Source organism: Bradyrhizobium sp. BR14999 (genome assembly GCF_056106085.1).
Genome location: NZ_CM148536.1, coordinates 8,134,108 through 8,146,870, shown reverse-complemented (window position 1 = coordinate 8,146,870; position 12,763 = coordinate 8,134,108). Strand labels below are relative to the sequence as shown.

Annotated in this window: 8 protein-coding genes; 3 read left to right on the top strand and 5 right to left on the bottom strand. The window is 65.3% G+C overall.

The annotated features are described in order from the left end of the window. Positions 1-133: 133 nt before the first annotated feature. A complete protein-coding gene (locus tag ACR9YP_RS37920; protein WP_164934414.1) occupies positions 134-310 on the bottom strand; it encodes a hypothetical protein in 177 nt (58 codons plus the stop codon). A 9-nt stretch (positions 311-319) separates the two neighbouring features. Further along, positions 320-553, bottom strand: a complete 234-nt coding sequence (locus tag ACR9YP_RS37915) for a DUF6894 family protein (RefSeq protein ID WP_091884042.1) — start codon at positions 551-553, stop codon at positions 320-322. A gap of 208 nt (positions 554-761) precedes the next feature. Between ACR9YP_RS37915 and ACR9YP_RS37910 the strand changes: the two genes are divergently transcribed. From ACR9YP_RS37910 to ACR9YP_RS37900, 3 genes are all read left to right on the top strand, one after another. Next, entirely contained in the window at positions 762-2,843 is a 2,082-nt protein-coding gene (locus tag ACR9YP_RS37910) for a PQQ-dependent sugar dehydrogenase (protein ID WP_474218482.1), read from the top strand. After that, entirely contained in the window at positions 2,800-3,738 is a 939-nt protein-coding gene (locus ACR9YP_RS37905; protein ID WP_438111063.1) for an SMP-30/gluconolactonase/LRE family protein, read from the top strand. Before ACR9YP_RS37910 ends, ACR9YP_RS37905 begins: the two co-directional genes overlap by 44 nt. 131 nt (positions 3,739-3,869) lie before the next feature. Continuing rightward, on the top strand, positions 3,870-4,895 hold the full coding sequence (locus ACR9YP_RS37900; RefSeq protein WP_474218481.1) for a histone deacetylase family protein: 1,026 nt from the start codon (positions 3,870-3,872) through the stop codon (positions 4,893-4,895). Between the two features lie 103 nt (positions 4,896-4,998). Here ACR9YP_RS37900 and ACR9YP_RS37895 read toward each other — a convergent pair whose 3' ends face one another. The 3 genes from ACR9YP_RS37895 to ACR9YP_RS37885 all read right to left on the bottom strand — a co-directional run bounded on the left by ACR9YP_RS37895 (position 4,999) and on the right by ACR9YP_RS37885 (position 12,697). After that, on the bottom strand, positions 4,999-5,730 hold the full coding sequence (locus tag ACR9YP_RS37895; RefSeq protein WP_474218480.1) for a 4'-phosphopantetheinyl transferase family protein: 732 nt from the start codon (positions 5,728-5,730) through the stop codon (positions 4,999-5,001). Positions 5,731-5,932: 202 nt separating this feature from the next. Further along, positions 5,933-6,106 (bottom strand): hypothetical protein, encoded by a 174-nt coding sequence (locus ACR9YP_RS37890; protein ID WP_164934413.1) that lies wholly within the window; start codon positions 6,104-6,106, stop codon positions 5,933-5,935. Between the two features lie 132 nt (positions 6,107-6,238). Further along, entirely contained in the window at positions 6,239-12,697 is a 6,459-nt protein-coding gene (locus ACR9YP_RS37885; protein ID WP_474218479.1) for an amino acid adenylation domain-containing protein, read from the bottom strand. Positions 12,698-12,763: the final 66 nt, after the last annotated feature.

Below are 12,763 nucleotides of genomic sequence, written 5' to 3'. Positions count from 1 at the left end.
CGGGATACTGGCTCGTCGTGCCGGGGCTAGTCCCGGGCATCCACGTCTTCCGCGGGTGCTCCAAGAACGTCATGGCCGGGACAAGCCCGGCCATGACGACGCAGATCAATGGGAAAGCGACGAGCCGGAGCGCTCAGAGTGGGCGGGTCAGCCGGCTGGCCTGATACTTGGCGCGCCATTTCGGGCCGGGCCCGCGCATGTAGTGAAGCTCGGGGCGGTAAGGATCGCCTGCGACCCTCATCAAGGTCTGCCATTTGGTGGCGACGAAGCTCAGGGGGTGGCGGAGCAGGGTCAAGGGAGCGAGCAGCATGGCATCACCTCAATGCGGCTTGCCGAGCATGGCCGTGAAGGGGAGATCGAAAATCTCCTCGCCATCGTCGTCGCTGACATGGATCACCCAGTCGCGCCAATCCTCGTTGCTCGGCGTCAGGATCATCGACCGCATGATCTGGGCGGCGCGGTCGCGGGCCTCGGTGAGATTGGAGACGGCGGCGCCGTAGCGATCGATCAGTGTGCCCTCGGTATTGGAGCAGTGAAAATAGACCTGGACCATATACGCCTCCTGTAGGGAGCGATTGGGATGGCAAACTGATACCACCCGAGGCATTCGCGAAACATTCGGGCCGAACCCGGTAAGGGAATTTACGGAGATTGGTCGCCTCCGAGGTCGTTACAGGTTTAATCACAGGCGGGTGATGATCAGCTGGACCGCGCTTCGGCGGCATGGAACAACCTCCGACGAAAGTCGGGGGAGGGCGGCAGTGAAACATCTCACAATCTGCAAGGAAGGCCGGAGCCTGCCCGCGTGGGCAGTCGCCTTCGCCGCGCTCCTGCTTGGTCTTGCCCCCGGGGCATCATCCGAGCTCGTCAGGCGAGGCGGCTATGCGATCGGCACGGACGTCTGCGGCAGCGGCGATCTCGCTTTTCCCAGAATCCAGATCGACATGAAGGCAGGCTTTTGCGCCGGCCTCGTCGCCAGCGAGGACGACCGCCTGAAATTCCCGCGCGCGATCATCCAGGTGCCGGGCCGCGACCTGTTCGTGGTGGCCGACATGGGCGGCTGGGGCCATGCCGACGGACGGCTGCTGCTGCTCGATCCGCATGCGCCCCCAGGCCAACGGTTGAAGGAATTGCTGACCGGGGTCGAGTATCCGTTCGGCCTGGTGATCGGCCCCGACAGGAAGCTCTATGCCTCGACCGCAGAGACGATCTTCCGGTTCGATCCGCTTGCGGACAATCCGCGCGGCACGGTCGAGACCATCATCCGTCGCATGCCCGGCCGGCGGATCAGTCTGCCCGACGGCACGAGGCTCGACGAAAGCGCGCATCCGCTCAAGCAGTTCGTCTTTGACAGGAACGGGCGGCTGTTCGTCAATATCGGCTCGCACAGCGACGACTGCATCACGCCGGCACCGATCACGAAGCCTTGCGCGGCCGCCGAGGGCGCGTCGGCGATGGCATCGATCTGGCTGTACACGCCGCCTGCGGGTGGCGTCTTCCCGGCGCTGAAGCCGAACGATCCCGATCCGCCGCACACCGTCTATGCGCGGGGCTTGCGCAACTCGATGGCGCTGGCGCTGCATCCGAACTTTCCCGATACCGGCTACGCCTTCCTGCAAGGCGAGAACGGCCGCGACCTGCCAGACATCCTCAAGCCCAACGAGGAGATCAACGCGATCGAGCAGGGCAGGCACTATGGCTGGCCCTATTGTTACGATGCGTCGACGCCGAGCCCGGAATTCAGGGGCGTGCTGCAGTCCGGGATTTATAAATCGCTCTGCACCGCCAACGCGCTCTACAAGCCGCCGCTCTCGCTGATGCCGCCGCACGGTGCGCCGCTCGCGATGCTCTATTATCATTATCACGGCACAAAATTCCCGGAGCTGGAGGGTAAGCTGCTGGTCGGTCTGCACGGCTATCGCCCGACCGGCAGCCGCGTCCTCATCTATGACGTCGACGACCACGGCTTCCCCAAGCCTGTCCCGGCGCCGGTGCACTATCACGTCAGCTGCGCCGCAGACCCGACCCGCAGCTTCCTGACCGATGCCGGCGAAGTCGCCGCCGCGCCGTTCGAGGAGCTGATTTCAGGCTGGCACCGCGTCAACGGCGCGCGGCCGCAAGGCGCCCCGGTCGGCATGACGGTGGCGGAAGACGGCGCGATCTGGCTGGTCGAGGACAAGAACAAGACCGTGATCCGCATCGATCGCGCCGCGGGCGACGCGCCGGCGCCGCTACCCTGCGACATCCGCAGCCAGGCGATGATCGACCAGCTCGCGGCGTTCGTCGCCAGAGACGCGCAGAACAGCGTCCGACTCACGACGCTGCGCAAGGGCCACGTCGAGAAGCATTGCGTCGGCTGCCACTCGGATTTCGGCCTGAAACCAGGACAATCGGACGCAGAGAAGGATTCGACGGTGCTCCGCTTCATGCTGTCGCAGGACGGCTGGATCTATCCGGGCGATCCCGACGCCGGCAAGCTGCGCACGCGGCTGCGCGGTCTCGGTGCGGAGAAGCTGATGCCGCCGGGCGGCGAGGGCCTGCCGAAGAGCGAGCCGGGTTACACGCGGCTGCTCGACACTGCGGACCTGCTCGTTGCGAAAATGGTTCCGGGCACGCGGATGCGGATCAAGCCCGGTCCGCCGCAGCGCAAGTTCTTCGGCAAGACCAACAAGGAATGCGGCGAAATACCGGCCGCCAAGGTCGTGGTCGTGACACAAAGGAGCGCTGTAGACAAACCCGGCTTCAGCCGATTCTTCCGGCCGGCCGATCCCTATCTGAACGGCGAGTGCTCCGACGACGATGGCTATTACATCCGGCAGGAATTTCTGGTGCCTGTGCAGTAGCATTTTGCTCGTCGCGACGCTGCCGGCCGCTGCCGAGACCAAGCTGTTTGAAAGCGTGCAGGTGACGCCCACGGGCGAATACACCTTCGGCATCGAAGGGCCTGCCGCCGACCTCGACGGCAATCTCTTCGTGGTCAATCTCGGCAAGCAAGGCACCATCGGCAGGCTGCCAGCCGGCGGGGCGGCGTCGGAGCCGTTCACGATGCTGCCCGAAGGCAGCGTCGGCAATGCCATCCGTTTCGATCGGAACGGCACCATGTTCATTGCCGACTACAAGAAGCACAACGTCTTCACGATTCCGAAGGGAGCGACAGAGCCGTCCCTCTGGTTTCACTCCGACGAGATGAACCAGCCCAACGACATCACGATCGCCCGCGACGGAACGATCTATGCGAGCGACCCGAACTGGAAGGGCCGCGAGGGGCACATCTGGCGCATCGCGAAGGCAGCGGTCGGATCGGTGCAGGGCCAGGTCATGGCGGCGCCGCGCGCGATGGGCACTACCAACGGCATCGATCTCAGTCCTGACGGCAAGACGCTCTATGTCGGCGAATCCAGCAGCGGCCAGATCTGGTCCTATGGCATCCGGGGCAACGACCTCGTCGACGCAAAGCTCGTCAAGTCGTTCCAGCCCGACACCATCGACGGCCTGCGCACCGATGTCACCGGTCGGCTGTATGTGGCGCGCATTCTCAAGGGCACGATCGCGTTGATGAAGCCCAACGGCGCGGTCGAGCGCGAGATCGCGCTGAGGGCCAAGGAGCCGACCAACCTCGCCTTCGGCGGCGGCGACGGTAAGACCGTCTTCGTCACGCAGCGCCAGGGCGGCTTCATTGAGGCCTTCCGGACCGATCAGCAGGGCCGCGAGCACTGTCTTCAGCGCGGGCGCTGCTGAGCATCACGGGCGATCTGCCTTCAGCGCAGGGCAACCCGACAGGGGCGGCATTCTTCTTGCTTGCATCTGGCCGCCGCGGAGATCAAGACTCTGCGGCACATTAAAGAGCATGCGACCCACGGAGTGTGTGAGTGAAAGCCGTCCATACCGAACTGCATCGCAGCCATGATCCGCAATTCTTCCTGGTCCGCGGTGTCGTCAAGCGCACCACCGAACAGCCCGAGCGCGCCGACCGCCTGCTCAAGGGATTGAAGGATGGCAAGCATCAACTGGTCGAGCCGACGAAATTCGGGCAGGGCCCCCGCGCGCGCATTCACAGTCCGGAATATCTGTCGTTCCTGAGCGAAGCCTGGGATGCCTGGACTGCGCTTGGCGATTCCGGCCCGGAGATGATCGGCAACATCCATCCGGTGCGCCACGCCGCGACCTATCCCACCCACATCGTCGGCAAGCTCGGCTGGCACACCGCCGACACCGCCGCGCCGATCGGGCCGGGCACCTGGGCGGCCGCCTGTGCCGCGACCGACGTTGCAGTCACGGCGGCGCAGATGGTGATGGACGGCGAGGATGCGACCTATGCGCTCTGCCGTCCGCCGGGCCATCATGCCTATCGCGATATGGCGGGCGGCTTCTGCTTCCTCAACAACAGCGCGATCGCAGCGGCGCATCTGCGGCAGAAGCACGAGCGTGTCGTGATCCTCGACGTCGACGTCCATCACGGCAACGGCACGCAGGGCATCTTCTACGCGCGACCGGACGTCTACACGATCTCGATCCATGCCGATCCGATTGCGTATTATCCGTTCGTGTGGGGCTATGCCCATGAGCGGGGCGAGGGCCCCGGCCTCGGCACCAATCTCAACATTCCCTTGGCCATCGGCACCGGCGATGACGGCTACATCCAGGCGCTGGACGTCGCGCGCAAGGCGATCGAGTCCTTTGCGCCTGGCGCCCTCGTCATCGCGCTCGGTCTCGATGCCTCCGAGCACGACCCGCTGAAGGGACTGGCCGTCACCACGCCGGGCTTCCGCCGCATCGGCCGGGCCATCGCGAAAATGGGCCTGCCGACCGTGTTCGTGCAGGAGGGCGGCTATCTCTCGGATATTTTGGGCGCGAACCTGACCTCGGTGCTGGCAGGGTTCGAAGAGGCGCGGTGATCTCCGCCTCTTGCCGCCCTTGCCCGAAGCCTTGGCGAAGGCGGATGCGGGCAGAGGCCGGAAAACACGTCATTGCCTCGACAGACGCGCGGCCGCGAGGTCGTCATTCAGCCGCTTCCTGGAGCGGCCAGGCATTGCGGCTGATGGGAAGGCCGCCGTGCGCACGGGAGCCGTCGGCGATCGCGAGGCGATGTGAGGGCGATGGCGAGCACAGCGAGAAGCGCCAGCCATGCGGATCGTCGGCGATATCGGGCTTGAAGCTGATCTCGATGCCCTCGCGCGATACCTGCATCGCAAAGGCGTCCAGCGGCAAGTTGAGCCCAAAGCCTCTGGCTTTCAGGTAGGCCTCCTTGAGCGTCCAATAGTCGAAGAAGCGGTCGATCGCGGCGGGCTCCGGCAATCCGCGCAAGGTTTCGACTTCCTCTGGCGCAAAGAAGCGAAGCGCGGTGGATAACGGCGCGACGCGCCGGGACACGGTTTCGACGTCGACGCCGACGGCCTCATGCCGCGACACGACGCAGGCGACGCAGCCGTCGGCATGCGACAGGCTGAAATGCAGCGCGGTCGCGGTCTTGGGCGCTGCGACAAACGGCCGCCCATAGCGGCCGGCCGCAAAGGACCAGTCGGAGGGCGCAACGTTGGTGGCGACCTGCGACAGCGCCATGCGCAGCATGGCGTGCGCGAAAATATATTGCCGGCGATGCCGCTCGAACATGAAGCGGTCGGCGCGTATCCGCTCGTCGGCCGAAAGCAGGCGCCAGCACGCATCGACGACGCCTGGCGTGTCGATGGTCTCGATCAGTCCGACAAACAGTTCAATTCCGTCGTCTGCCATCAATGAGGCCTTTGGCGTCAGGCGGGAGGGGATCCCCCGGCGCGGGACGCAAGAATCAATTGAGCAGACCGCTTCTAGCGGTCCACTCGGGCGAATCCTTGTCGATAGCTGGCCGGTTTACAGACGCAAGCTTGTGCGAGACCCCAACTCGACAGGCGAGCGGTCGATTTTTAAACAATCGTGCGGCGTCCCCGGCCGACGCTTACTTTTTCTTCTTCCTGGATTTCTTCTTGGCCCCGCGCAGAGCCTTAAGGCTGTCGTCGACATCCTTCAGCGCGACCTTGAGCTTGTCTTTCTCGAAGTTGAGCAGCTCTCGCAGTGCCTTGCGGTCCTCCTCGCTGAGCGAGGTCTTCTTCGTAAATTTGATGAAACCCATAACATTTCCCCGGTTGAAAATAATCGTGCAAATCAAAGCCCGCGAACAATCTTGCGCGGCGGCGCCAAATAATCAAGATGCAACTGGATCATTCACAGCTTCGACGAGCCGGCGTTTTCCTCCGGCTTGAAATCAGGCTGCTCTGCGGTCGAGCAATTTGCCGAGAGGCGCGCTGGGCTCGGCGATCGCCGCCGCCAGCAACGCGACGAGATCCTCCATCCAGGCGCCGACCATGCGGCCGTCTAACAGCTCCCGCTTGTAATTGCATGAACCGGTGATTCCGGTCGGGCGTTCCTTGAGCATCAGTGACAGCCAGGTCTGGTCGATCGGCAGCACCGGCTGGCCTTCGCGAGCGATGTTGCCGATCGATTCTGTCGCGAGATCGGGCAGATCGAGCGGCTGGCGCAGCGGATTTTGCAAGGTGAAATAGACCTGGAACAGCGAGGCCGGATCTACCCCCTCCCGCTCAAGATGTTCGGCCAGGATGTTGAACGGCAGCTCCTGCCGGGCATGCGCGTCCAGCACGTTCTGGCGCACCCGCGCCAAGGCTTGCACGAACGACAGCTCCGGCGTGATTTTGGTGCGGACGATCACCGTGTTCTCGAACGGGCCGACGATTCGGTCAGTATCCGGCTGGGCGCGATTGGCCATGGCGGTGGCGACCACGATGTCGGTGCGCCCCGTTCGCGCCAGCAGCAACGCCTTCAGGCCGGTGAGAAGGCACATGAACAGAGTGGCGTTATGCCGGCCGGCGAACGCCGTGAGCCGGCCGATCAGCTCACGATCCAGGCTCACCGGATGATGCCCGGTGGACGCACCCGGTCTTGATTCGCTATCGAAGAGCGGGGCCGCGCCGCGCAAATTCTCGGTCCAGTCGGCGAGCTGGCGGCGGGCCGCGTCGGTGCCGCACCACCAGCGCTGCCAGCGCGCGACGTCCGAAAAGGCCGGCGGCAGTTTCGGCAGCGGCACCGACGGATATCCGGCCAGCGCCGCATAGCGGTTCGACAATTCCTCGAACACCACGCCGATCGACCAGCCGTCGACGACGGCGTGATGCAGCGCCAGCAGCAGCACATGATCATTATCGTGGAGTCGTAACAACCGGGTGCGCATCAGCGGCGCGCGCGTGGTGTCGATCGGAGTATAGGTTTCCTGCTCGATCAGGAGATCGATCTTCCTGAGCTCCAGGGCCCTGCGTCGCTTGTTGTTGTGGGGAAGACCATCGCCGATGACCTCATTGGTCAGGACGCGGCCGAGGGTGCCGGGCGCGACGATCTGGCTGACGGGCCCCTCGCCGTTCCAGCTGAATGTGGTTCGAAGCGCTTCGTGCCGGCGGACGATATCATCGATCGCCTGCGCCAGAGCGTCCCGATCGAGTGGGCCCTTGAGGCTGAAGGCGAAAGGCAGGTTGAACAGCGGCAGCCCCGGCAGGTTCTGCTCGATCCGCAGCATCTGATCCTGTGCGATCGAGAGCGCCGGAGGACTGCGGTCTGCCAGACTCGTTTCAGTCTGCCTTGTCCCGCTTGCGGCAGGCTTGCGCGGCTTCGCGGCCACCGCCGTGTCGACCTGCCGGGCCAGCTCTTCGATCGTCGGGGCCTCGAAGATGGTCTTGATCGGCAGCGACACGCCGAGCGCACGGGCGATGCGCGCCATCACCTGTCCCGCGAGCAGCGAATGACCGCCGAGATCGAAGAAATTGTCGGTCACACTGATGCTCTCGACCTTCAATAGGTCGATCCAGATGTCGGCGAGCACCTTCTCGGTGAGGCGCCGCGCCGGCACGGCCGCATCCGGTCCGGACACGTCCCGCTGCGCCGGCGCCAGCAGCGCAGACCGGTCGAGCTTGCCATGGGCATTGAGCGGCACCTGATCGAGGAACAGGAATGCGGACGGGATGGCGTGGCCCGGCAGCCGGCCCTTCAGGAATTCGCGCAGCTCGCTGGCGCTGCTCGTGCTGCCGGGCCTTGCGACGATATGAGCGATCAGTCTGACATCGCCGCTCGCCTCGCGACGCGGCTCGACGATGCCGGCGTGCACAGTCGGATGCTCGGCAAGTACGCTCTCGATCTCCTTGAGCTCGATCCGGTAGCCACGGATCTTGACCTGATGGTCGGCGCGGCCGAGGCATTCGATCGTGCCATCAGCGCGGCGGCGGGCGAGGTCGCCGGTCCGGTAAAGCCGCGCGCCCACCCGGCGCGTGAACGGATCGGGCATGAAACGCTGCCGGCTCTGGGCGGGATCGTTGATGTAGCCGCGGCCGACGCCAGCGCCGCCGATACAGAGCTCGCCGGTCACGCCGACCGGCTGCGGCTGGAGGTTTGCATCGAGCACATAGAGCTGGGTGTTCGGCAGCGGCGCGCCGACCGGAACGTTGCCGGTCGCGATTGCCGGCGCCTTGGTCAGGCGATGCAGGGAGACGTCGTCAGAACATTCCGACGCGCCATAAGCGTTGATCAGCGGCACTTTCGGGTAGCGGGCGAACCAGGCGTGGCAGAGATCGACGGGCAGCGGCTCTCCGGTCGAGATCAGCAGCCGCAACTTGGAGAAGGCGCGTTGGACCTGCGCCTCGTTCATCCGTTCGACGACGACCCGCAACAGCGAGGGAACGATCTCGAGCACCGTGACGCCTTCGCGCTCGATCTCCTGCGCCAGCAGGATCGGGTCCTGCATGGTCGCGTTGCCACAGATATGCACGCGTGCGCCGACCATGGGCCCGGCGAGGAACTGCCAGACTGAAATGACGAAACTCTGTGGAGCGGTCTGCGCGATCACGTCCCTGGCCGTGAGCCCGAGCTCGGAGATGAGCGAGGCCAGATGGTTCGACAGGCCGCGCTGCTCGATCATGACGCCTTTCGGCGTGCCGGAGGATCCGGAGGTATAGACGAGATAAGCTAGGCTCGCGGCGGCGCGCGGTGCGGCGCGGGCCGGCTTGGTCGTCCCTGGCGCTATCGCGTCTTCGAGCTCGGCCACATGTATGCGCTCGACCAGCGGATCGATCAGCGTCTCGACCATGGCGGACTGAGCCCGCCCGGTCAGCAGCACGCGGGCGCAGCTCGATCCGAGTATGGTCGCGAGCCGTGCCGTCGGCTGGTCGGGATCGAGATTGAGGAAGGCCGCGCCCACGCGCTGCACCGCGATCATCGCGGCGAGCAGGTCGGGCCCGCGCTCCGCCAGCAAGGCGACCACGCTCTCGGCACCAACGCCCTCGCGGGTCAGCCAGCGCGCGACCGCCTGGCTGCGGCGCGCCAGCTCGCGATAGCTCAGGGACGTGCGTCCGTCCGACACCGCGATAGCGTTCGGTGTCGTCCTGACCTGAAGATCGAAGCGTTCGCTCAAATTGCCGCGCGTGGTGAAATTGGCCGGCACGCCCCGGCCTTTCGCCAGCAATTGCCGGCGTTCGGCCTCGGTCAGCAGCGGCAGGCGCGAGATGCGCTGCTCCGGATTGGCGATGGCCGCCTTGAGCAGGGTCTTGAACTGGGCGGCCATGCCGTCGATCGTCGCCGCGTCGAACAGATCGGTGGCGTATTCGAAGAAGCCGGTGAAACGGCCGTCGGCCTCGACCAGTTCGAGCGTGATGTCGAAGCGCGCCACCTTGGGATCGACTTCCAGCCGCCGCATCGAGAGGCCCGGGAAGTGCGCTGCCTCGATCGAGGCGTTCTGGAGGATGAACATGATCCGGAACAGCGGATTGCCGTCGCTACGGCGCGCGACCTGGAGCGCGCGCAACACCTCCTCGATTGGAAGGTCCTGATTGCGGTAGGCGTCCAACGTGACCTGCCGCACCCGCCGCAACATCTCGCCGAAGCTCGGATCGCCGCCAAAATCGTTGCGCAGGATCAGAGTGTTGGCGAACAGCCCGATCAGGCGCTCGCTTTCGATCTGGTTGCGGTTGGCGATCAGCGAGCCGGTGGCGACGTCTTCATGCGAGGTGTGGCGAAACAGCAGGCATTGGAACACGGCGAGCAGCGTCATGAATGGCGTGACGCCCTGGTTCTGGCTGAGCGTGCGCAGATCGGCCGACAGAGTTCTTGAGAATTCGAGATAGCGACGGGCGCCGTGCCCGCTCCAGATCTCCGCTCTCGGCCGGTCGGTTCGCAGTGGCAGCATGGTGACGCCGTCGAGCTGGGTCCGCCAATAGTCGAGCTGTTCCTTTGCCGCCGGCGTCTGCGCCCAGCTCTGCTGCCACAGCGCAAAGTCGCGATATTGGAAGGCGGGTGGCGGCAGCGCGGCGGCGCTCCTCTTGTGCGCGGCCGCATAATGGGCGGCAAGCTCTTCCCAGAACAGCCGTTGCGACCAGCCATCAGTGACGATGTGATGGACGTTGACCACCAGCGCGTGGCTCGTCTTGTCGAATGACAGCAGCGTCACCTTGAGCGGCGGTTCGTGCGAAAGATCGAACGGATGTTGTGCGAGCTTGAGCGCCTCGCGCCGGATCACTGCGATCCGCTTGTCCGCAGGGCACGGCTTGAGCTTGATCCGCTCGAACTGCGGTGGCGATTGCAGCACAAGCTGCGCCGGCTCGCCCTGCCGTTCGGTGAAAACCGAGCGCAGCGCCTCGTGGCGCACGCAGATCGCCGCGAGGCCCGCAGAAAGCGCCGCGACGTCGACCGGGCCCTTGAGAAGCGCGACTTCGGCGACATTGTAATTGTAGTTGGTCGGATCGAGCCGCGAGAGCAAATACATCCGCTGCTGCTGGAACGACAGCGGCGCGTTCGCGTCTATGGCCTTGCGCCATGCCGGCAGCGCCGCCTCGCGGTGGCTTGCGGCGGTCTCGAGCCGGGCCGCAAGAGCTGTGACCGTGGCACAGTCGAAAATGTCCTCGAACGAGAAATCGACGTTGAAGCGTTCGCGCAGGCGCGAGCGCATCTGCGTCACCGCGAGCGAATCCGCGCCGAGCGCGAAGACGTCCTGATCGGCGCCGACCTGCGGCAGCTCCAATAGACCGGCCCAGATCGCGGCGAGCTGGGTCTCCAGCGCGTTGCGCGGCAGCCGGGCCTCGTCGCCGCCCTCTACTGTTGCGATCAGATCGGCCAGCGCATTGCGCTTGACCTTGCCGCTGGCGCCTTTCGGCAGCGCGGCCACGCTGCGGATCAGGCTCGGCACCTTGTAGGCCGCGAGCCGCTTTCGCGCGAACTGGCGCAACTGCTCCGAGCTCGCCTCGGAATTCGGTCGCAGCACCACGACGGCCGCAACGTTCTCACCGAGCTTGTCGTGCTGGACGGCGAACACGCCGGCTTCCAGCACCGCCGGATGGCTGAGCAGGACCTCTTCCACCTCCAGCGGCGAGATCTTCTGCCCGCCGCGGTTGATGACGTCCTTGATGCGGCCAACGATGAAGAGGTAGCCGTCGGCGTCGAGATAGCCGAGATCTCCGGTCCGGAACCAGCCGTTGCGGAACGCGGCCTCTGTCGCCGCCGCGTCATTATAGTAGCCGCGGCTCATGTTGGGGCCGCGCAGCATGATCTCGCCATGCGTGCCGCTCGCGACTGCGCGGCCCGTCTCGTCCATAATCGCGATCTCCGGGCCCGCCGCGCGGCCGACCGATCCGACCTTGCGTAGCTCGAACGGGTTGGCCGCGATCTGCGAGGCCGCCTCGGTCATGCCGTAGGTCTCGAGCACGGGAACGCCGAACGTCGCCTCCAGCCCTTCGAGGATCGCCGGCGCCAGCGAGGCGGAGGCCGAACGGATCACGCGCAAGGACGACGGCCGGACGCGGTCCGGATCAGCTTCCGCCGCCGTCAGCAGCGCGCGATGAATGGTCGGCACCGCCGTGTACCAGGTTGGCTGCAGCTGCCGCATCCAACTGAAGAAGGACGAGGCGTCGAAACCGTCGGTGCAGATCACGCTGGAGCCTGCGGTCAGCGCTGTCAGCAGGCCGGAGATCAGACCATGGGCGTGAAACAGCGGCAGGACGTTGAGCAGACGATCGTGCGACGTGAGCGACAGCACGCGGCCGGCATTGTGGGCGGATAGGCACACATTGCGATGCGTCAGCGGCACCATTTTCGGCCGCGCCGCCGTGCCTGACGTCAGCAGGATGAATGCATCGTCGTCGCCGCGCGAGGTGCCGCTGGCATTTGCCGGCCCGATCGTCGGCCCGATGAACGCGCAGCCGCCAAGATCGTTCACCGGCCCCGGCACGAAATCAATCACTGCGATGTCGAGCGACCTAGCGACGTCGCGGCTCGCCGAGTTCATGTCGGCCCGGGTCACGAGCGCCGTCAGCTTCAGTTCGCTGAAATAGCGCTGCAGCTCGTCCGCGGTCAGATCGGGATTGATGGGGACGCAGGCACCGCTCGAGGCGACTGCGATCAATGCCAGCGCGCTGTCGGCGCCGCGCGGCAGCGCAACGGCGATGCGGTCTGCGGGACCGATGCCGAGCCCACGCAGGGTATGGACCAGTTGCTGAATCGACTCGCGCAGTGCGCCGTAGCTGAGGGCCGGCCGGCCCGGGGCGAGGAGGGCGGGTGCCGCCGACATCTTCCGCGCATGGAAGTCGAGGACGCCGCCGATATCGGCAAACGACCTGGTTTCGGCGCCTATGCCTTCCGATTCCCGTTTCGCTCCGGATGCAATGTCCGACAACGCCATTCCCTTTTGATCTGATTGAGCTATTCTTTCCAGGAGTTAGGGAACGCGTCCAGTCTGAGGTGAAGT